Here is a 21059-nt window from a genome sequence, read left to right on the forward strand (position 1 = left end):
CGCGTGCCGTCAGGCGCCGCCGATGCGGTCGAGCAGCGCGCGGGCCTCGGCGGTGCGGCAGTACCCGGGACCGAAGGCGGCCACGCAGGCGTCGTGGGCGACCACGGCCCGGGAACGGGCCTCCGTGTCACGGCCCAGCCCCAGGAGGGCGCCCGCCATGGCCAGTTCGACGGCGCCGGTCTCCGCGCGGCGCTGCTCCTCGGGCAGGCGCCGGCTCAGCTTGCCGGCACGCTCCGCCTCGGCGAGCGCCTCCTCGTGACGGGCCTGGCCGTTCAGGCTGCGCGCCGGTCCCAGCCGCAGGGCCAGGGTGAACCGGTCCGCGGTGCGGTGGGCGTCGAGGGCCTCACGGGCGAGCCGCTCGGCCTCCGGGTGGCGGCCCTGCGCGTTGACGGCGTAGATCTGTCCGTTGCGGGCGGCGGCCGTCATGCGCGGCCGCTCCGGTCCCCTGACCCGGTCCGCGGCCCGGGCGACGGCCGCGCACTCCGCCTCGCACTCGGCGTGCCTGCCGAGCGCGATGAGCGTCTGGGCACGGTTCGAGCGCAGCAACAGGGTCTGCGGGTGCTCGGCCCCGAAGTCCCTGCCGAAGACCGGCAGCAGCGCGTCGTACTCGACGAGGGCCTCGGCATGACGGCCTTGGGCGCCCCCGACAGCGCGGCGACGGCGAGCGCCAGTGGGGCGTCCGCGGGACGGTCCGCGGCCACGGCACGGGCCGCGGCCTCCGCCTCGGCGTACTGCCCGGCCCGGAGCCGGAGCACGGCCGGGACGAGAGCGGGTCTCACCCTGCGCACGTCGTGGTCTCGGCCCCGCGACCGGAAGAGTCTCCTGCGCGGAGCCTACGAACGCGACACACGCTCGTTCGAGAACATCGCCAGGCGTTTGCCCGCCCGCTCCCTAACCGAGCCGCGACTCCAGCTCCGCCACGATCTCGTTGACCCCGATCGCCGACTGCTCGCCGGACTGCATGTCCTTGAGCTGTACGACGCCCTCGGCGAGGTCGCGTTCACCGGCCACGATCGTGTAGCGGGCGCCGCTGCGGTTGGCGTTCTTCATGGCGCCCTTGAGGCCCTTGGACCCGTAGGAGAAGTCCGCCGCGATGCCCACCTTGCGCAGCTCGGTGACCTTGGTGAACAGGATCCGGCGGGCCTCCTCCCCCAACGGGACCGCGAACACACTGGTCGTGGAGGGGAGTTCGAGCTCGACGCCCTCCGCCTCCAGGGCGAGGACCGTGCGGTCGACGCCGAGCGCCCAGCCGACGGACGGCAGCGCGGGGCCGCCGATCATCTCGGAGAGACCGTCGTAGCGGCCGCCGCCGCCCACCGCGGACTGGGAGCCCAGACCGTCGTGGACGAACTCGAAGGTCGTACGGGTGTAGTAGTCGAGGCCGCGCACCAGCTTCGGGTCGTCCTCGAAGGTCACGCCCGCCGCGGTGATCAGCTCACGGACCTCCTCGTGGTACGCCTTGCAGGCGTCACACAGGTAGTCGCGCAGCAGCGGCGCGTCCCCGAGCTGCTTCTGCACCGACTCGCGCTTGTCGTCGAGGACGCGCAGCGGGTTGATGTCGGCCCGGCGCAGGGTGTCCTCGTCGAGGTCGAGGCCGCGCAGGAAGTCCTGGAGGGCGGCCCGGTACACCGGCCGGCACTCCTTGTCGCCCAGGCTGTTGAGCAGGATGCGGAAGTTCCTGAGGCCCAGCGAGCGGTACGCCTGGTCGGCCAGGATGATCAGCTCCGCGTCGAGAGCCGGGTCCTCCGCGCCGATCGCCTCGGCGCCGACCTGGGAGAAGTGGCGGTAACGGCCCTTCTGGGGGCGCTCGTAGCGGTAGTACGAGCCGGAGTACCAGAGCTTGACCGGCAGGTTGCCGGCCTTGTGCAGGTTGGCCTCCAGTGCCGCGCGCAGCACGGAGGCGGTGCCCTCGGGGCGCAGGGCGAGCTTGGTGCCGCCCTTGGTCTCGAAGGCGTACATCTCCTTGGTCACGATGTCGGTGGACTCGCCGACCCCGCGCGCGAACAGCTCGACGCTCTCGAAACCGGGCGTCTCGATGTAGCCGTAGCCGGAGTTGCGCAGCGGAGCGGCGATCGCCTCACGGACGGCGAGGTACTTGGCCGAGTCGGGGGGCAGCAGGTCGTACGTGCCCTTGGGGGCCTGAAAGGTGCTCACGGAAGTCTCTCGTCACATTCCTCGTCGGGGAGAGGTGTGCGAACCCTCTCCCTGGCCGGCGGCCACGTCCCGCAGATACGGGTTGGTGGCGCGCTCCTGGCCGATGGTCGTCTGGGGGCCGTGGCCGGACAGCACCACGGTCGAGTCGTCGAGCGGCAGGCACACACGGGCCAGCGAGTCGAGCATCTCGGCCATGTCACCGCCGGGCAGGTCGGTGCGTCCGATGGAGCCGGCGAAGAGCAGATCCCCGGAGAAGAACACGGAGGGGATCTCCGCGGTCTCGGGCATCCGGAAGGTCACCGACCCCTTGGTATGGCCCGGCGCGTGCGCGACGGACAGCTCCAGGCCCGCCAGCTCCAGCTTCGTGCCGTCGGTCAGCACCCTGACGTCGTCCGGCTCGCCCACGGTGATCTCGCCCATCAGCGGCATGCCGATCGAGCGCCCGAGACCCATCGAGGGGTCGGTCATCATGTACCGGTCCTCGGGGTGGATCCAGGCGGGCACGTCGTGCGCGCCGCACACCGGGACGACCGAGGCCACATGATCGATGTGGCCGTGGGTGAGGACGACGGCGACGGGCTTGAGCCGATGCTTCCTGAGCGCCTCTTCGACTCCTTCGGCGGCCTGGTGGCCCGGGTCGATGATCACGCACTCCTCACCGGCGGCGGGGGCGACGAGATAACAGTTCGTCCCCCAGGCCCCGGCGGGGAACCCGGCAATGAGCACGATCGTCCTCGGTTTGTGTGGGTACGGGCGGTCTTCCGGGCGGCTGCCCCAGTGGTCAGAGCCTACCGGCGCTGCCGATTCCTCAGCGAACCCATATACGGTACGGGGCACACGCAGGCGGTCGGCTCATAGGACGCATGCGTACCGGTCGGCGGACGAGACGCATGAGGAGAGAACCCCGTGGTCACCCAGGAACAGCGGAAGCGGCAGCTCGCGCGGGAGAAGTTCTTGCGGCAGCAGCAGCGGCGCACGGCCGCGCGCCGCAAGGCCCGTGTACGCAACTCTGTGATCGCATCGGTGCTCGGCGTGATCCTGGTGGGCAGCCTGGCGCTCTACACGTCCGGGGTCATGAAGGACGACGACAAGGCCAACGCGAGCGCGGAGGCCACCCCGAGCGCCGAGGCGACCAAGAAGGCGCCGGACCCGTGCGCGAAGCCCGCCGCCGGCAAGGTCAAGACGGAGACCTGGAAGAAGGAGCCGGCGATGTCCATCGACAAGTCGGCCAAGTACACCCTGGACCTCGCGACGACGTGCGGCAAGATCGACATCGCGCTGAAGGCGTCGGCGGCCCCGCACACCGTGAACTCGTTCGACTTCCTCGCGGGCAAGGGCTTCTTCGACCACACCAAGTGCCACCGGCTCACCACCAACGGCATCTACGTCCTGCAGTGCGGCGACCCGACGGGCTCCGGCAGCGGCGGACCGGGCTACACCATCCCGGACGAGAACCTGAAGGACAAGAGCCTCAAGAGCAACGTCTACCCGGCGGGCACCGTCGCGATGGCGAACACCGGTCAGGCGCACACCGGCGGCAGCCAGTTCTTCCTCGTCTACCAGGACAGCCAGCTCCCCCCGAGCTACACCCCGTTCGGCACCATCTCGGAATCCGGTATGAAGGTGCTGAAGAAGATCGCCGCGGCCGGTGAGAGCACCGGAGCGGGCGACGGCGCGCCGAACGCGACCGTCGTGATCAACAAGGCAACCGTCACCAAATCCTGACCGCCAACTGCGAAATTTCGGTCGCGCGGGATGCGGACAGGCAACCCGCCGGTCGCCTATGTTGGCCGTGACGAAACTGTGGACGATGCCCGGGGGCGCTGAAGCCTTCCGCAGGCATCATGTGGAGGAGGCGCTGTGAGCAGCGACCCGTGGGGCCGCGTCGACGAGACGGGGACCGTGTACGTGCGTACGGCCGACGGCGAGCAGGTCGTCGGTTCCTGGCAGGCCGGCTCCCCCGAGGAAGCCCTGGCCTACTTCGAGCGCAAGTACGAGGGCCTGGTTGTCGAGATCGGCCTCCTCGAGAAGCGAGTGAAGACCACCGACCTGTCGGCGAAGGACGCTCAGGCAGCCATCGACCACATCCGCGAGCAGGTCGACGCGCATCACGCGGTCGGCGACCTGGACGCGCTCAAGGTGCGGTTGGACAAGCTCGTGGAGACCGTCGACAAGCGCCGCGAGGAGCGCAAGCAGCAGCGCGCGAAGCAGTCCGACGAGGCCCGGCACGCCAAGGAGGCGCTGGTCGTCGAGGCGGAGGAGCTGGCCCAGTCCGACCAGTGGCGGGCCGCCGGTGAGCGGCTGCGCGCCCTGGTGGACACCTGGAAGGGTCTGCCGCGCCTGGACCGCAAGTCGGACGACGAGCTGTGGCACCGCTTCTCGCACGCCCGCTCGGCGTTCTCCAAGCGCCGCAAGGCCCACTTCGCGTCGCTGGACGCGCAGCGCGAGGAGGCCCGCAAGACCAAGGAGCGGCTGGTCGGCGAGGCCGAGGCGCTGTCCGGGTCGACGGACTGGGGTCCCACGGCCGCGCGCTACCGCGAGCTGATGGCGGAGTGGAAGGCCGCGGGCCGCGCCCAGCGCGAGCACGAGGACGACCTGTGGAACCGCTTCCGCGGCGCCCAGGACGTGTTCTTCGCGGCCCGCAGCTCGGTCTTCGCCGAGCGCGACGCCGAGCAGACCGAGAACCTCAAGCTGAAGGAGGAGCTGGCCGAGGAGGCCGAGAAGCTCCTTCCGATCGGCGACCTGAAGAGCGCCCGTGCCGCGTTCCGCACGATCAACGAGCGCTGGGAGGCCATCGGTCACGTCCCGCGGGACGCCCGGCCGAAGGTCGAGGGCCGGATGCACACCGTCGAGCGCGCCCTCCAGGAGGCCGAGGAGACCGAGTGGCGCCGGACGAACCCGGAGGCACGCGCGCGTGCCGCGGGTCTGACCGGCCAGCTCCAGGCCGCCGTGGACAAGCTCAAGGGCCAGATCGAGCAGGCCCGCGCCCAGGGCAACAACGCCAGGGCCGACAAGCTGGAGCGCGAGCTGGAGGGGCGCCAGGCGCTCCTGGACCAGGCCTTGAAGGGCCTGCAGGAGTTCGGCGGCTGATCAGCCTCTGCCACGACGAGAAGGGCCCCGTACGCGACGTACGGGGCCCTTCTCGTCGTACGACTGTCTAGGTGCGGTTCCGCGCCGACGTCACGCGGTACACGTCGTACACGCCCTCCACGCCCCGGACCGCCTTCAGGACGTGGCCCAGGTGCTTCGGGTCGCCCATCTCGAAGGTGAAGCGGGAGGTGGCGACGCGGTCGCGGGAGGTCTGGACGGCCGCGGAGAGGATGTTGACGTGCTGGTCGGACAGGACGCGGGTGACGTCGGAGAGCAGCCGGGAGCGGTCCAGGGCCTCGACCTGGATGGCGACCAGGAAGACCGAGGACTGCGTGGGCGCCCACTCGACCTCGAGGATGCGCTCGGGCTCGCGGGACAGTGACTCCACGTTCACGCAGTCGCTGCGGTGAACCGATACGCCACTACCGCGGGTGACGAAGCCGATGATCGGGTCGCCGGGGACGGGGGTGCAGCAGCGGGCCAGCTTGACCCACACGTCCTCGACGCCCTTGACGATGACACCCGGGTCGGCGCTGGAGCGCCGCTTGCGGCTGCGGCCGCGGGTCGGCGGGACCGACTCGTCGATCTCCTCGGTGGCCGCCTCCTCGCCGCCGAGCGCCTGGACCAGCTTCTGCACGATGTTCTGCGCGGAGACATGGCCCTCGCCGATCGCCGCGTACAGGGCGGAGATGTCGGAGTACCGCATCTCGTGCGCGAGCGTGACGAGGGAGTCGCCGGTGAGGATGCGCTGGATCGGCAGGTTCTGCTTGCGCATCGCGCGGACGATGGCGTCCTTGCCCTGCTCGATCGCCTCGTCGCGGCGCTCCTTGGAGAACCAGGCGCGGATCTTGTTGCGCGCCCGCGGCGACTTGACGAAGTTCAGCCAGTCCCGGGACGGTCCGGCGCCGGGCGCCTTGGAGGTGAAGACCTCGACGAGGTCGCCGTTGTCGAGGGTCGACTCCAGCGGTACGAGACGGCCGTTGACGCGGGCTCCTATGGTGCGGTGGCCCACCTCGGTGTGCACCGCGTAGGAGAAGTCCACCGGGGTGGCCCCGGCCGGCAGCGCTATGACGTCGCCCTTGGGCGTGAAGACGAAGACCTCGTTGCGCGAGAGGTCGAAGCGCAGGGACTCCAGGAACTCGCCGGGGTCCTCGGTCTCCTTCTGCCAGTCGAGGAGCTGGCGCAGCCACGCCATGTCGTTGAGGTGGTCGTCCTTGCCGGTGGTCCTCGGCTGGTCCGAGCGGACCTTGGAGGTGCCGGCGACGGCCTCCTGCTTGTACTTCCAGTGCGCGGCGATGCCGTACTCGGCGCGGCGGTGCATGTCGAAGGTCCGGATCTGGAGCTCGACCGGCTTGCCGTTGGGCCCGATGACCGTGGTGTGCAGCGACTGGTACATGTTGAACTTGGGCATCGCGATGTAGTCCTTGAACCGCCCCGGAACCGGGTTCCAGCGGGCGTGGACGGTGCCCAGCGCCGCGTAGCAGTCGCGGACGGTGTCCACCAGGACGCGGATGCCGACCAGGTCGTAGATCTCCGCGAAGTCGCGACCGCGGACGATCATCTTCTGGTAGACGCTGTAGTAGTGCTTCGGGCGGCCGGTGACGGTGGCCTTGATCCGGGCCGCGCGCAGGTCGGACTGCACCTCGTCGGTCACTATGGCCAGGTACTCGTCACGCTTCGGTGCCCGCTCGGCCACCAGTCGTACGATCTCGTCGTACATCTTGGGGTAGAGGATCGCGAAGGCGAGGTCCTCCAGCTCCCACTTGATGGTGTTCATGCCGAGGCGGTGGGCGAGCGGCGCGTAGATCTCGAGGGTCTCGCGCGCCTTCTTCTCCTGCTTCTCGCGCTTGAGGTAGCGCATGGTGCGCATGTTGTGCAGCCGGTCGGCGAGCTTGATGACCAGGACGCGGGGGTCCTTGGCCATGGCGACGACCATCTTGCGCACGGTCTCGGCCTGCGCGGCCTCGCCGAACTTGACCTTGTCCAGCTTGGTGACGCCGTCGACGAGCAGGGCGACCGAGTCGCCGAAGTCGCGGCGGAGCTGGTCGAGGCCGTACTCGGTGTCCTCGACGGTGTCGTGCAGGAGACCGGCCATGAGGGTGGCGGGGTCCATGCCGAGCTCGGCGAGGATCGTGGTCACGGCGAGGGGGTGCGTGATGTACGGGTCGCCGCTCTTGCGCTTCTGGCCGCGGTGCCAGCGCTCGGCGACCTGGTAGGCCGTCTCGATCTTGCGCAGGGTCGCGGTCTCGATCTTCGGGTCGTTGCTGCGCACGATCCGCAGCAACGGCTCCAGGACCGGGTTGTACGGGTTGGAGCGCTGCACGCCGAGGCGGGCGAGACGGGCGCGGACGCGGTTGGAGGAGCCGGTGCGGGCGGGCTGGCCCGCGTTCGGGCGGGGCGCGGGGGCCGACTGTGCGGGGTCCTCGGCCGGGGCCGGCTTGGGCCGGGCCGACTCGGCCGGCTTGTCGACGGGCGCGGACTGGGCGTGCTCGACCGGCCCGCGGGCGTCGTTCGTCGCGGTCTTCGCGTCCGGCGCGGGCTTCGCCGCGGGCGCCGAGCCGGGCTCGGGCTTGGCGGCGGTCAGTGGCTGGGCCTCGTCTGGCAAGAGGACTCCTCGTGCGCGATCCGGGTCCCCAGGTCAGGCTCCGGAGAACCCATGGTAGCGATCCCGCGCCCCGGGATCGCCTTCGGACCGATGTGAGAGACGTACAGCTCTGCAACGCGAGGGGCTGCCGTCGGCATTCCGGGCGTTCGGGGCGGCCCCTCTCGCTCCCTGCGCACGAGACGGCCACCCCGGGGTTCCGGGACGGCCGTCTCGAGATGGTGCGCGGTGCGGTCGGCGCTCAGACCACCAGCAGCGCTTCCAGCGGGGCTCCCGCCAGGGCCGGCTCCAGGCGGGCCCGGCCGCCCAGGAAGCCCAGCTCCATCAGGACCGCGAGGCCCGCGACCTCGGCGCCCGCGCGGCGGATCAGCTCGATCGAGGCCTCGGCGGTGCCGCCGGTGGCCAGGACGTCGTCGACGATCAGGATGCGGTCGTCGGCGGACAGGTCCTCCGCGTGCACCTCGATCTCCGCCGAGCCGTACTCCAGGTCGTAGGCCTGGCTGAGGGTCGCCCCGGGGAGCTTGCCCGCCTTGCGTACCGGGATGAAGCCGAGCCCCGCGCGGACGGCGACCGGGGCACCGAGGATGAAGCCCCGGGCCTCAAGACCGACGACCTTCGTGGCACCGGTGTCCGCGGCGACCGCGGCCAGCGCGTCGGTGAGCGCCGAGAACGCCGCCGGGTCCGCCAGGAGCGGGGTGATGTCCTTGAACATCACGCCCGGCTCCGGGTAGTCGGCCACATCACGGATACGGCTGAGCAGCAGCGCCGTGATGTCCACGAGTTCCCTCATCGGCGCTTCCCCGAGGGACGGCCGCGGCCACGGCCACGGGAGGCGGGCTGGGTGCGCGGGCCGACGACCGCGTGGGCGGCGTCCTCCGGCTCACCGTCGTCCATCTGCTCGCCCCGGCTCTCGATGTGCTCCTCCTCGACGGGGGCCTGCGCGCGCTTGGCGAGGACCCGCTTCTTGAGGGCCTTCATCGCCGGCTCGCGCTCCTTGAGGTCGGCGACGAGCGGCGTGGCGATGAAGATCGAGGAGTACGCACCGGCGGCGAGACCGACGAACAGCGACAGCGAGATGTCGTTGAGCGTGCCCGCGCCGAGGAAGCCGCCACCGATGAACAGCAGGCCCGCCACCGGCAGCAGCGCGACCACCGTGGTGTTGATCGAGCGGACCAGGGTGCCGTTGATCGAGCGGTTGGCGATGTCGCTGTAGGTCCAGCGGCTCTGCTTGGTGATGTCCTTCGTCTGCTCCTTGAGGGAGTCGAAGACGACCACCGTGTCGTAGAGCGAGTAACCGAGGATGGTCAGCAGACCGATCACCGTGCCCGGCGTGACCTCGAAGCCGACGAGGGCGTAGATGCCGACGGTGATGGTGATGTCGTGGATCAGTGCGACGAGCGCCGCGATGGCCATGCGCCACTCGAAGGCGATCGCCAGATAGATCACGACGAGGACCATGAAGATCGCCAGACCCTGCCAGGCCTTGTTGGCGATCTGGTCGCCCCAGCTCGGTCCGACCAGGTCGGCGGCGATGGTCTCCGGGTCGACCTTGAAGTCCTTGGCCAGATCCGTCTTGATCCGGTCGGACTGCTGGGTGTCCATGCCGGCGATCTGGATGCGCAGCGTGCCGTTGCCGAGCTTCTGGACGACCGCGTCGTGGCCGGAGGCCTCCTTCGCGTAGTCCTCGGCCTGGGAGACGGAGACGCTGGTCTTCTGCGTGGTGAAGACCGCGCCGCCCTGGAAGTCGATGCCCATGTTCAGGCCGCGTACCGCGAGGCCGACGATCGCCGTGATGGTGATCAGGATCGAGATGCTGTACCAGAGCTTGCGGTGACCGATGAAGTCGTAGCTGATCTCGCCACGGTGCAGTCGGGCGCCGAGATTGCCGAGCTTCGACATGCTCACGCCTCCTTCGTCTGGGCGGGGGCGGGACGGCGGGTGCGCCGCAGCGGCGGTTGTGCGCCCAGGCTCTTCGGGTCGAGGCCGGACCACTTGCTGCCGTTCGCGAAGAACTTCCGGCGGGCGAGGAGCGTCATCAGGGGCTTGGTGAAGAAGAAGACCACGACGACGTCGAGCACGGTGGTCAGGCCCAGCGTGAACGCGAAGCCCTGGACCTTGCCGACGGTCACGACGAACAGGACCGCGGCGGCGAGGAACGACACGAAGTCGGAGACCAGGATGGTGCGCCGGGCACGCGGCCAGGCCCGCTCCACCGCCGGGCGCAGCGAGCGGCCCTCGCGGATCTCGTCCCGGATGCGTTCGAAGTACACGATGAACGAGTCCGCGGTGATACCGATGGCGACGATGGCTCCGCACACGGCCGGCAGGTTCAGCGCGAAGCCGATCGTCGGGCCGAGCAGGGACATGATCACGTAGGTGAGGATGCCGGAGGCGAGCAGCGAGGCCATCGCGACGAGCGACAGGCCCCGGTAGTAGGCCACCAGGTAGACGACGACCAGAAGGAGGCCGATGGCACCGGCCAGGAGACCGGCGCGCAGCTGGTCACCGCCGAGTGCCGCGGTCACCGTGGTCACGCTCTCCTCCTGGAAGGAGAGCGGGAGGGCGCCGTACGACAGCATGTTGGCGAGGTTCTGGGCCTCTTCCTGGGTGAAGCTGCCGGAGATCTGCGCGTTGCCGCCGGTGATCGAGGAGCTGACGTAGGGGCTGGAGACGACCTGGCCGTCGAGGACGATGCCGAACTCGTTCTGCGGCTGGGTGTTCTGCGCAAGCTTGCCGGTGACGTCGGCGAACTTCTTGGCGCCCTTGCTGTTGAAGGTCATGGTGACCTGCCAGCCGGCGGCGGTCTGCGTGTCGAAGACCGCCTGGGCCTTCTTGACCTCGGTGCCGTCGACGGCGGCCGGGCCGAGCAGGTACTTGTACCAGACGCCGGAGATCTCGCCGCAGCCGACGGTGGTCTCGCCCGGCTTGGCGCCTTCGCCCGCGGTGTTGCGCTGCGCCTTCTTCGAGCAGTCCAGGGCGGCATAGGCGGCCTGGAGCTTGGCGTCGCCGGTGGAGGCGCCGGTGCTCGCGGAGGCCGACGGGGACGCGGGGCTCGACGCGCTCGCCGAGGCGGACGGCGTGGAGTCGGCCTTCAGCGCGTCGGTGACCGCACGGCCCTGCGAGGTGGCGGAGGCCGACGGGGAGGACGACGAGGTCGCCTTCTCGCCGGAGGAGCCGGACTTGCTCGCGGAGGGGCTCGGCGAGGCGCTCGAGGAGCCGCTGGCGGACGGGCTCGGCGAGGTGGCCGCGGCGCTGCCGGTGGCCTCCTGGGCCAGGACCGGGCGGAAGTACAGCTTGGCGGTGGTGCCGACCTGGTCGCGGGCTTCCTTGGAGTTGGTGCCCTTGGGGATGTTCACGATGATGTTGCGATCACCCTGGGTCTGCACCTCCGCCTCGGAGACGCCCAGGCCGTTGACACGGCGGTTCATGATGTCGACCGCGGTGTCCATGTTGGCCTTGTTGATCGCCGACCCCTGGTCGGCCTTCGCCCCCAGCGTGATGCTGGTACCGCCGGCAAGGTCGATGCCGAGACGGGGGGTGGTGTGCCCGGAGAGGAACATTCCCCCGGTCAGCGCCACCATGGCGATCAGGATCAGGGCCAGCGTGCGCCCTGGCTTGCTCTGGGCACTCGCGCTCCGGCCCCTTTTAGGTGCTGCCACCTTCTCGTACTCCCTCTCGGGCCGCTCTCGCGCCGGATCGGCGGGCGGGCGGCCATGACTGGTGTCGGGATCCCGTGCGAGCCGCGCAGGTCCGGGGCGCGCGGAGCTGGTCCGCGCGCCCTGGAGTGCGACTACTTCGCGCCGGAGTCGCCGTCGGTCTTCTTCGGCTCGTCGTCCGACTTCGCCTCGGGGGCCTCGGTCTCGGCGTCGGCCTTGGCGGGCGCGTCGACGGCGGGCTCCTCGGCCGTGTCCTTCTTACCGAGGTCGACGGACTTCTCGTCGGAGGCGGCGGCAGCTTCGTCGGCGGACTCGTCGGTGTCGGTGGGACCAGCAAGAGAGGAGGCGTCGTCCGGGACGACGTCGGAGTCGGACTTCAGGTCGTGCTCGATGCCGTGGACGATGCGGTTGTACTCGTCGTCCGTCAGGACGGCACCGATGGCGTTCTTCGCGAAGAGCAGTTCCACGCCCGGGCCCGCGTCGAGGAGGACGGTGTCGTCGTTGACCTCCTTGACCGTGGCGTACATACCCCCGATCGTGCGGACGCCGCTGCCGGGCTGCATGTCGTTCCGCATGTTGGCGGCCTGCTGCTGCTTCTTCTTGGCCGACCGGGTCATCAGGAACATGGCCCCGATGAGCACGATGAACGGGAGGAGGGTCACGAGACTCACGGGTCGGAACTTCCTTCACGCGACCGCGATGGTGAGCGGCCTGATGGTTGGGGGTGTGTACGCCGCCGACAAAGGCGGCATCGGCGGAGTCTAAGCGAGTCCGCGCGCATGGAACAACGCTCAGCATCGCACCTGGGTTCCGGACCCGGCCAATGCTTGGCCGTCACAAAGGCATCACGTCCCGAACAGGTCCTGTTGTCCGTTTCCTGTGGACGCCGAGCGGGGCGGGGTGAGGCCGAGGTGGGCCCATGCGGCGGGAGTGGCGACGCGTCCGCGCGGGGTGCGGGCGAGGAGCCCCTCCCGTACGAGGAAGGGCTCGGCCACCTCCTCGACGGTCTCCCGCTCCTCCCCCACCGCGACCGCGAGCGTGGACAGGCCGACCGGGCCGCCGGCGAACAGCTTGAGCAGGGCCTCCAGGACTCCGCGGTCGAGGCGGTCGAGGCCGCGGGCGTCGACCTCGTAGACCTTGAGGGCTGCCGCGGCGATGTCGCGGGTGATGATTCCGTCGGCCTTGACCTGGGCGTAGTCGCGCACCCGGCGCAGCAGGCGGTTGGCGATACGGGGCGTGCCGCGGGAGCGTCCCGCGATCTCGGCGGCGCCGTCGGAGCCGATCTCGACGTCGAGGAGGTTGGCCGAGCGGTGGATGACGCGCTCCAGCTCGGCGGGTTCGTAGAACTCCATGTGGGCGGTGAAGCCGAAGCGGTCGCGCAGCGGGGGCGGCAGCAGGCCCGCGCGCGTGGTGGCGCCGACCAGGGTGAACGGGGGCAGCTCCAGCGGGATGGCGGTGGCGCCGGGGCCCTTGCCGACGATGACGTCGACGCGGAAGTCCTCCATCGCCATGTAGAGCATCTCCTCGGCGGGCCGCGACATGCGGTGGATCTCGTCGAGGAAGAGGACCTCGCCCTCCTGGAGGGAGGAGAGGATCGCCGCGAGGTCGCCGGCGTGCTGGATGGCGGGGCCGCTGGTGATGCGGATCGGGGCACCCATCTCGGCCGCGATGATCATCGAGAGGGTGGTCTTGCCGAGGCCGGGGGCTCCGGAGAGCAGCACGTGGTCGGCGGTGGCGCCTCGCGCGCGTGCGGCCCGCAGGACCAGGTCGAGCTGTTCGCGGACCTTCTCCTGGCCGATGAACTCGTCCAGGTCCTTGGGGCGCAGGGCGGCCTCGACGGCCTGGTCCTCGCGGTCGGCGGACGCACCGACGAGCCGCTCGGCGGCGGTCTCGTCGGTGGTGTCGTCCCAGTTCATGTGGTGTGCCTCAATGTCGGGTGGGTCAGCGGGCGCGGTTCAGGGTCTGGAGGGCCGCCTTCAGCAGTTGGCCGACCTGGGGCGTGCCCTCGGCCGCCTCCGCCTGCGGGGTCACGGCGGTGACCGCCTCGTCGGCCTCGCGCGTGGCGTATCCGAGGCCGATCAGCGCGGCGTGCAGTTGGTCGCGCCAGCCCTGGGTGACCGGTGCGCCGATCGCGGGGGCGCCGATCGGTTCGCCCAGCCGGTCCTTGAGCTCCAGGAGCAGCTTCTGGGCGCCCTTCTTGCCGATGCCGGGCACGGCGATGAGTGCCTTCTCGTCGCCCGTGGCCACCGCCCGGCGCAGTGCGTCCGGCGCGTGCACGGCCAGCATGGCCTGGGCAAGGCGCGGGCCGACTCCGCTGGCGGTCTGGAGCAGTTCGAAGACCTGGCGCTCGTCGTCGTCGACGAAGCCGTAGAGGGTGAGGGAGTCCTCGCGCACGACCAGGGAGGTGGCGAGCTTGGCCGGCTGGCCGAGGCGGAGGGTCGAGAGCGTGTTCGGCGTGCACTGCACCGCCATGCCGACCCCGCCGATCTCGACCACGGCGGCGTCGGGAGCGAGGGCGGCGATCGTGCCGCTCACAAAGGCGATCATGCCGTACGGCCTTTCCGTGCTGTGGTCCGTGCGCCGGCGGTGTGCAGGGCGACGGCCTGCTGGAGTCTGTTCTGGGCGGGGGCGCGCCAGATGTGGCAGATGGCGAGGGCGAGGGCGTCGGCGGCGTCGGCCGGTTTGGGCGGGGCGTCGAGCCGCAGCAGGCGGGTGACCATGGCCCCGACCTGGGCCTTGTCGGCGCGGCCGCTGCCGGTGACGGCGGCCTTGACCTCGCTGGGGGTGTGCAGGGCGACGGGGATGCCGCGGCGGGCGGCGCACAGCATGGCCACGGCACTGGCCTGAGCGGTGCCCATCACGGTCCGAACGTTGTGCTGGCTGAACACCCGCTCCACGGCGACGTATTCGGGCCGGTGCTCGTCCAGCCACTGCTCGATGCCCTGCTCGACGGCGACGAGCCGCTGCCCCAACTCGGCGTCCGCGGGCGTGCGTACGACCCCGACGCCGATCATCGTGAGCGGCCGGCCCGCGACCCCCTCGACCACACCGACACCGCACCGCGTCAGTCCGGGGTCCACCCCGAGTACGCGCACGCTCCCCCTCCTTCGATCGCCTGTTTGTGCAGGCTATCTGCTGCCACCGACAACGGCGGCGGGCCGGTGGGGTGTGTCCCACCGGCCCGCCGGATCCGCTCCGTTCGCGGCAGCGCTACGCGTCGACCTTCTCCATGACCTCGTCGCTGACGTCGAAGTTGGCGAAGACGTTCTGCACGTCGTCGCTGTCCTCGAGAGCGTCGATCAGCCTGAAGATCTTCCGGGCGCCCTCCTCGTCCAGCTCGACCTGCATGGTCGGGACGAAGTTGGCCTCGGCGGAGTCGTAGTCGATCCCGGCGTCCTGGAGGGCGGTGCGGACGGCGACCAGGTCAGTGGCCTCGCTGAGCACCTCGAAGGACTCGCCCAGGTCGTTGACCTCCTCGGCGCCCGCGTCCAGGACGGCACCGAGGACGTCGTCCTCGGAGAGCTCGCCCTTGGGGACGATGACGACGCCCTTGCGGTTGAAGAGGTACGACACCGAACCGGGGTCGGCCATGTTGCCGCCGTTGCGGGTCATGGCGACACGCACGTCGGAGGCGGCGCGATTGCGGTTGTCGGTCAGGCACTCGATGAGCACCGCGACGCCGTTCGGGCCGTAGCCCTCGTACATGATCGTCTCGTAGTCGGCGCCGCCGGCCTCGAGACCACCGCCACGCTTGATCGCGGAGTCGATGTTCTTGTTCGGGACAGAGGACTTCTTCGCCTTCTGCACGGCGTCGTACAGCGTCGGATTGCCGTCCAGGTCCACGCCGCCCATGCGCGCCGCGACCTCGATGTTCTTGATCAGCTTCGCGAAGAGCTTGCCGCGCTTGGCATCGATCACGGCCTTCTTGTGCTTCGTCGTGGCCCATTTAGAGTGGCCGGACATCTGCCTGTCTCCTTCGCGTAACCCATCTCTGCAACCAACGCCTGAGATCCTACAAGGACTCCCGCGTACGGTACGCGCGCACCATGTCGACAAAGAGAGAGTGCACGCGGTGGTCGCCGGTCAGTTCCGGATGGAACGAGGTGGCGAGCGCGTTGCCCTGGCGGACCGCGACGATGTGGCCGTCGTGCTCGGCGAGCACCTCGGCCTCGGCCCCGACGGACTCCACCCAGGGGGCGCGGATGAAGACACCCTCCACCGGGTCGCCCGGGACTCCCTTGACGTCGACCGCCGCCTCGAAGGACTCGTTCTGGCGTCCGAAGGCGTTGCGGCGCACGATCATGTCGATGCCGCCGATGGTCTCCTGGCCCGAGCGCGGGTCGAGGATCTTGTCGGCCAGCATGATCAGCCCCGCGCAGGTGCCGTAGACGGGCATGCCGTCCCGCACGCGCGCGCGAAGCGGCTCCATCACGCCGAACAGGACGGCCAGCTTGGAGATGGTGGTGGACTCGCCGCCGGGGATGACGAGGCCGTCCACCTCGGCGAGTTCGTCGGGGCGCCGCACCGGCCTGGCCACGGCGTCGGCCGCGGCCAGGGCGACGAGGTGCTCCCGGACGTCGCCCTGGAGGGCCAGGACGCCTATGACAGGAGTGCTCATGAGTGGTTACCAGCCGCGGTTGGCGTAGCGCTCGGTCTCGGGGAGGGTGTCGCAGTTGATGCCGACCATGGCCTCGCCGAGGTTGCGGGACGCGTCCGCGATGATCTTCGGGTCGTCGTAGAAGGTGGTGGCCTTCACGATGGCGGCGGCACGCTTGGCCGGGTCGCCGGACTTGAAGATGCCGGAGCCGACGAAGACGCCCTCGGCGCCGAGCTGGCGCATGAGAGCGGCGTCGGCGGGGGTGGCGACACCACCGGCGGAGAAGAGGACCACCGGGAGCTTGCCGAGCTCGGCGACCTCCTTGACCAGCTCGTACGGGGCGCGCAGGTCCTTGGCGGCGGCGTAGAGCTCGTGGTTGTCGAAGCCGCGCAGCTTGGCGATCTCGTTCTTGATCTGGCGCAGGTGGCGGACGGCCTCGACGACGTTGCCGGTGCCGGCCTCGCCCTTGGAGCGGATCATGGCCGCGCCCTCGGCGATGCGGCGCAGGGCCTCGCCCAGGTTGGTGGCACCGCAGACGAACGGGGTGGTGAAGGACCACTTGTCGGAGTGGTTGACCTCGTCGGCGGGGGTGAGGACCTCGGACTCGTCGATGTAGTCGACGCCGAGGGACTGCAGGACCTGGGCCTCGACGAAGTGGCCGATGCGGGACTTGGCCATGACCGGGATCGAGACGGCCTCGATGATGCCCTCGATCATGTCCGGGTCGGACATCCGGGCCACGCCGCCGTCCTTGCGGATGTCGGCCGGGACCCGCTCCAGGGCCATGACGGCGACGGCGCCCGCGTCCTCCGCGATCTTCGCCTGCTCCGGCGTGACGACGTCCATGATCACGCCGCCCTTGAGCTGCTCCGCCATTCCGCGCTTCACGCGCGCGGTGCCGGTCTCGGGAGCCTGGTTCTCGGTGCTGGACACGGGTTGACCTCGCTGAAGTGAAAAGGGATTACTGCAGCCCCGAGGAAACGCCACCGGACCAGGCCACAGCAAGGGCCAATAGGGAGCCGGTGGATCGTTTTGCCGTTCTCGTCCTTGCGCGGCCCGTCCTGCGTCGGCCTACGCGGCCCGGTCCACCATCCTGCGTCGGCCTACGCGGCCCGGTCCACCAGTGCGGCGGGCGGTTCGTCGTCCATCTCGAAGGCCATCGGGAAGGGGGCGTGGCCGGCCAGGCGGAACCAGCGGACCTTGCGGTGCTGGCGCAGCCGGCGGGCGGCGCCGACGGCGTCGTTGTGGAAGCGGCGGGCCATGGGCACCCGGCGTACCGCCTCGGTGAGCTCGTGGGCGGCCGCCTCTCCCCCGGGCGCCTCGCGGATCGCCTCCACCTGGGCCGGTTCGGCGAACACGGCCCTCAGGGCCTGGCTCAGCTCGCTCTCGGCGAACTCCCGCTGCTCCTCCTCGGCCTGCCGGGCGGCGTGCGCGGCCTCGTAGAGCACGATCGACGCGGCCGGGTCCAGCACACCTGAGGTGGCCAGTTCCTGGGCCACGGAGGCCCGGCGCAGCAACTGCGCGTCCAGGCCCGCGCGCGTGGCGTCGATCCTCGCGTGCAGCCGGTCGAGACGGCCCGCGGTCCAGCTCAGATACAGCCCGATCGCGACGAGCGCGACGAGAATCCAGATGAGGGTGGGAGTCACGGGCAGCAAGGCTATCGGGGCGGGGCGGGGACCCGTGCCGGGTGGTTGCGGCGATGCTCGGGCAGGGGCGCGTACGCGTGAGCAACGGGTGGGCGGCGCTGCTCGGACAAGGGCGAGTGCGCGTAAGGAACGGGGGGCGGCGCTGCTCGGACGGAGCCGGCGGACGCGGGCGGGGCACCCCACCGACGGCCCGCCTTCCCGCGCCTCGCCGATCTGGGCCACCGCCGTACTCAGTCCCACGCCCCGCCGGACAGACCGCCGCCGTACTCAGTCCCACGCCCCGCCGGACAGACCGCCGCCATACTCAGTCCCACGCCCCGCCGGACAGACCGCCGCCCTACTCAGTCCCACGCCCCGCCGATCAGGCCGCCGCCGCGCTCAGTCCCGCGCCAGCCCCAGCCGGGCCCGCAGCCCCGGCCCCCGGTCCTCGTCCGCCGCCGCCACCGCCGCCGCGCCTGCCGTCACCGTCTCGTAGACGGACAGGATGTCGGCCCCGACAGTCGACCAGTCGAACCGGCGGACGTGCGCGCTGCCGCGTTCACGCAGCTCCGCCAGTCGCGCCGGGTCTCGGAGCAGCCGTACCGCCGCCTGCGCGAGCGCGTCCGCGTCCTCGTTGGCGAAGAGCTCGCCCGCGGCGCCCTGGTCCAAAACCTGGGCGAAGGCGTCCAGGTCCGAGGCCAGCACCGGGGCCCCCGCCGACATGGCCTCGACGAGGATGATCCCGAAGCTCTCGCCGCCGGTGTTGGGGGCGACGTACAGGTCGACGCTGCGCAGGAAGCGGGCCTTGTCCTCGTCGCTGACCATGCCGAGGAACTCCACGCGCGCACGCAGCTCCTCGGGGAGGGACTCCACGGCCTCCTCCTCGTCGCCGCGCCCGGCGACCAGGAGCCGGGTCTGCGGGCACTCGGCGAGGATCTTCGGCAGGGCCTTCATCAGCACCGGCAGGCCCTTGCGGGGCTCGTCGATGCGGCCCATGAAGCCGATCGTGCCGCCCTGCCACTCGGGCTTCGGCTCGGCCTTGGCGAAGAAGTCGACGTCCACGCCGTTGGGGATCACCACCGCGTCGCCGCCCAGATGCTCGACGAGCGTGCGGCGCGCGTACTCGCTGACGGCGATCCGGGCACTGATCTTCTCCAGGGCGGCCTGGAGGATCGAGTACGCGGCGACCATGACCCGGGAGCGCGGGTTCGAGGTGTGGAAGGTGGCGACGATCGGGCCCTGGGCGGCCCAGCAGGTCAGCAGGCCGAGCGACGGCGAGGACGGCTCATGGATGTGGACCACGTCGAACTCGCCGTCGTGCAGCCAGCGGCGCACCCGTGCCGCCGACAGGAAGCCGAAGCTCAGCCGGGCCACCGAGCCGTTGTACGGCACCGGGACCGCACGCCCGGCCGAGACGACGTAGGGCGGCAGCGGGGTGTCGTCGTCGGCCGGGGCGAGGACGGACACCTCGTGGCCGAGGCGGATGAAGTACTCGGCGAGATCGCGGATGTGGAACTGGACGCCACCCGGCACATCCCAGGAGTACGGGCAGACGATGCCGATTCTCACGATCGGGCCCCGTCCGACGGGCGCGGTTCGAGGTCCTTGAGCCACAGACGCTGCAGCATGTGCCAGTCCTCCGGATGGTCGGCGATCCCGGTGGCGAAGGCATCGGCCAGCGCCTGTGCCATGACAGACGTCTTTTCGGCCCGGGTACCTGTCTCGGGCACCTCGACCGGTGGATGCACCCTGCCCTGCATGACGGGCGAGTCGTCGTACCAGAGTGTCACCGGCAGCAGCAGCGCGCCCGTCTGCTGGGCCAGCAGGGCCGGGCCCGCGGGGATGCGGGTGGCCTCGCCGAAGAACCGGACCTCGACGCCGGAGGAGGACAGGTCCCGCTCGGCGACCAGGCAGACCAGGCCGCCGTCGCGCAGCCGACGGGCCAGGGTGCCGAACGCGGTGCCGCCGCTGTGCGGGAGGACCTCCATGCCGAGGCCCTCGCGGTAGGCGACGAAACGGTCGTACAGCGTCTCCGGCTTGAGCCGTTCGGCGACCGTGGTGAACGGCGTCTCCAGCTTGGTGGTGACCCAGGCGCCGGCGAGGTCCCAGTTGGCCATGTGCGGCAGCGCGAGGACGACACCCTTGCCGGCGGCGAGCCCGTCGGTGAGATGGTGCAGGTCCTTGGGGCAGAAACCGGCCTTGATGCGCTCCTCGCTCCAGGCGGGCAGCCGGAAGGACTCCATCCAGTAGCGCAGGTACGACCGCATGCCCGCGCGCGAGAGCTCGGCGAGGCGCTCGGGGCTCGCGTCGGGCACCACGCGCGCGTAGTTGCTCTCCAGCCGCAGGACGCCCTTGCCGCGCTGTTTCCAGGCCAGGTCGGCGATGCTCCTGCCGAGGCGGACGGCGACCGGCTCGGGGAGCTTCTTGACCACGCCCCAGCCGAGGCCGTACAGCGCGTCCGTCAGCCGCTCCTGGGCGCTCACTTCGCGGCCTCGCTCCCTTGCGCCTGCGGCTTCCCCTCGACGGGGTCCGGCTCGGTGCCGGCCGGCCCGGAGTCGTCCTTCGTGACGACGTCCTGCTCGGCGGCGTCCGCGTCGATGGCGTCCGCGTCGGCGGCGCCGGACCGGGCGGCGGCCTCCTCGGCCTCCGCGGACTCCCTGCGGACCGTGACGACCCGCTGGATCAGCGTGATCAGGCTCCCGACGGCGACGACCCACAGGGCGACCGGCAGCAGGTACTGGATGCCGGGCACGCCGAACTTGTGCAGGCCCGCGAGGCCCGCCAGCGTCAGGGCGATCACCAGGCGCTCGGCGCGCTCGACGAGGCCGTTGACGGCGACCGGCAGCCCGATCGACTCGCCACGGGCCTTGGTGTACGACACCACCTGGCCGCTGGCCAGGCAGAAGATGGAGACCGCGCACAGGGTGATGTCGTCGCCGCCACCGGCGTACCAGAGGGCGAAGCCGCCGAAGATCGCGCCGTCGGCGACCCGGTCGAGCGTGGAGTCCAGGAAGGCGCCCCAGCGGCTGGTGCGGCCCAGCTGGCGGGCCATGTTGCCGTCGACGAGGTCGGAGAACACGAACAGCGTGATCACGACCGTGCCCCAGAAGAACTCGCCCATGGGGTAGAAGACCAGCGCGCCCGCGACGACCCCGGCGGTGCCGAGAAGCGTGACCGTGTCGGGGCTGACGCCCCTTCTGATCAGAAACGTGGCGAACGGCGTGAGGACACGCGTGAAGAATGCACGCGCGTACTTGTTCAGCATGGCCTTCCCGAGGGTCGGTGTCGCCGCGCGGCCCCTGCTGGCCACCGGCTGGCCCATCGTAGCCACGCGC

The 21059-nt window shown here is 70.7% G+C and carries 20 protein-coding genes; 2 read left to right on the forward strand and 18 right to left on the reverse strand.

What is annotated here, in order from left to right; all coding sequences use genetic code 11:
- Positions 1-9: 9 nt before the first annotated feature.
- The 3 genes from IOD14_RS30030 to IOD14_RS30040 form a co-directional block, all read right to left on the reverse strand.
- Positions 10-546: a tetratricopeptide repeat protein gene (locus IOD14_RS30030; protein WP_249126102.1), complete on the reverse strand. Its 537-nt coding sequence runs from the start codon at positions 544-546 to the stop codon at positions 10-12.
- A gap of 345 nt (positions 547-891) precedes the next feature.
- Positions 892-2154: a histidine--tRNA ligase gene (gene hisS, locus IOD14_RS30035; RefSeq protein WP_123987949.1), complete on the reverse strand. Its 1263-nt coding sequence runs from the start codon at positions 2152-2154 to the stop codon at positions 892-894.
- A gap of 12 nt (positions 2155-2166) precedes the next feature.
- Complete coding sequence (locus IOD14_RS30040) at positions 2167-2880, reverse strand: MBL fold metallo-hydrolase (protein ID WP_123987950.1); 714 nt, start codon at positions 2878-2880, stop codon at positions 2167-2169.
- A gap of 180 nt (positions 2881-3060) precedes the next feature.
- Here IOD14_RS30040 and IOD14_RS30045 point away from each other — a divergent pair, with 180 nt between their 5' ends.
- A complete protein-coding gene (locus IOD14_RS30045; RefSeq protein ID WP_123987951.1) occupies positions 3061-3879 on the forward strand; it encodes a peptidylprolyl isomerase in 819 nt (272 codons plus the stop codon).
- A 135-nt stretch (positions 3880-4014) separates the two neighbouring features.
- Positions 4015-5244, forward strand: a complete 1230-nt coding sequence (locus IOD14_RS30050; RefSeq protein ID WP_123987952.1) for a DUF349 domain-containing protein — start codon at positions 4015-4017, stop codon at positions 5242-5244.
- A gap of 67 nt (positions 5245-5311) precedes the next feature.
- Here the strand turns inward: IOD14_RS30050 and IOD14_RS30055 are convergent, their stop codons facing one another.
- The 15 genes from IOD14_RS30055 to pgsA all read right to left on the reverse strand — a co-directional run bounded on the left by IOD14_RS30055 (position 5312) and on the right by pgsA (position 21046).
- Positions 5312-7849, reverse strand: a complete 2538-nt coding sequence (locus tag IOD14_RS30055; RefSeq protein ID WP_123987953.1) for a bifunctional (p)ppGpp synthetase/guanosine-3',5'-bis(diphosphate) 3'-pyrophosphohydrolase — start codon at positions 7847-7849, stop codon at positions 5312-5314.
- A 238-nt stretch (positions 7850-8087) separates the two neighbouring features.
- Complete coding sequence (locus tag IOD14_RS30060) at positions 8088-8636, reverse strand: adenine phosphoribosyltransferase (protein ID WP_123987955.1); 549 nt, start codon at positions 8634-8636, stop codon at positions 8088-8090.
- Positions 8633-9745 carry a protein translocase subunit SecF gene (gene secF / locus IOD14_RS30065; protein ID WP_212673431.1) on the reverse strand — a complete coding sequence of 371 codons (1113 nt, stop codon included), beginning with the start codon at positions 9743-9745 and terminating at the stop codon, positions 8633-8635. The genes IOD14_RS30060 and secF overlap by 4 nt, the downstream gene beginning before the upstream one ends.
- Before the next feature lie 2 nt (positions 9746-9747).
- Positions 9748-11505: a protein translocase subunit SecD gene (gene secD / locus IOD14_RS30070; RefSeq protein ID WP_212672042.1), complete on the reverse strand. Its 1758-nt coding sequence runs from the start codon at positions 11503-11505 to the stop codon at positions 9748-9750.
- A gap of 131 nt (positions 11506-11636) precedes the next feature.
- Positions 11637-12173: a preprotein translocase subunit YajC gene (yajC, locus tag IOD14_RS30075; RefSeq protein WP_123987957.1), complete on the reverse strand. Its 537-nt coding sequence runs from the start codon at positions 12171-12173 to the stop codon at positions 11637-11639.
- Between the two features lie 174 nt (positions 12174-12347).
- Entirely contained in the window at positions 12348-13418 is a 1071-nt protein-coding gene (gene ruvB / locus IOD14_RS30080; RefSeq protein WP_212672043.1) for a Holliday junction branch migration DNA helicase RuvB, read from the reverse strand.
- A gap of 25 nt (positions 13419-13443) precedes the next feature.
- Entirely contained in the window at positions 13444-14049 is a 606-nt protein-coding gene (ruvA, locus tag IOD14_RS30085) for a Holliday junction branch migration protein RuvA (protein WP_123987959.1), read from the reverse strand.
- Positions 14046-14597: a crossover junction endodeoxyribonuclease RuvC gene (gene ruvC, locus IOD14_RS30090; protein WP_123987960.1), complete on the reverse strand. Its 552-nt coding sequence runs from the start codon at positions 14595-14597 to the stop codon at positions 14046-14048. The genes ruvA and ruvC overlap by 4 nt, the downstream gene beginning before the upstream one ends.
- A 115-nt stretch (positions 14598-14712) precedes the next feature.
- Positions 14713-15465, reverse strand: coding sequence for a YebC/PmpR family DNA-binding transcriptional regulator (locus IOD14_RS30095; RefSeq protein ID WP_123987961.1), 753 nt, complete (start codon positions 15463-15465; stop codon positions 14713-14715).
- 49 nt (positions 15466-15514) lie between these two features.
- On the reverse strand, positions 15515-16120 hold the full coding sequence (gene pdxT, locus IOD14_RS30100) for a pyridoxal 5'-phosphate synthase glutaminase subunit PdxT (RefSeq protein ID WP_123987962.1): 606 nt from the start codon (positions 16118-16120) through the stop codon (positions 15515-15517).
- Positions 16121-16126: 6 nt separating this feature from the next.
- Complete coding sequence (gene pdxS / locus IOD14_RS30105; protein ID WP_123987963.1) at positions 16127-17032, reverse strand: pyridoxal 5'-phosphate synthase lyase subunit PdxS; 906 nt, start codon at positions 17030-17032, stop codon at positions 16127-16129.
- Between the two features lie 170 nt (positions 17033-17202).
- Complete coding sequence (locus IOD14_RS30110) at positions 17203-17745, reverse strand: hypothetical protein (RefSeq protein ID WP_123987964.1); 543 nt, start codon at positions 17743-17745, stop codon at positions 17203-17205.
- A 378-nt stretch (positions 17746-18123) separates the two neighbouring features.
- Positions 18124-19293, reverse strand: a complete 1170-nt coding sequence (locus IOD14_RS30115; RefSeq protein ID WP_123987965.1) for a glycosyltransferase family 4 protein — start codon at positions 19291-19293, stop codon at positions 18124-18126.
- On the reverse strand, positions 19290-20207 hold the full coding sequence (locus tag IOD14_RS30120; RefSeq protein WP_123987966.1) for a phosphatidylinositol mannoside acyltransferase: 918 nt from the start codon (positions 20205-20207) through the stop codon (positions 19290-19292). The genes IOD14_RS30115 and IOD14_RS30120 overlap by 4 nt, the downstream gene beginning before the upstream one ends.
- Entirely contained in the window at positions 20204-21046 is an 843-nt protein-coding gene (pgsA, locus tag IOD14_RS30125; protein WP_249126308.1) for a phosphatidylinositol phosphate synthase, read from the reverse strand. The genes IOD14_RS30120 and pgsA overlap by 4 nt, the downstream gene beginning before the upstream one ends.
- Positions 21047-21059 lie beyond the last annotated feature (13 nt).

The sequence above is a fragment of the Streptomyces sp. A2-16 genome (assembly GCF_018128905.1).
GTDB lineage: Bacteria > Actinomycetota > Actinomycetes > Streptomycetales > Streptomycetaceae > Streptomyces.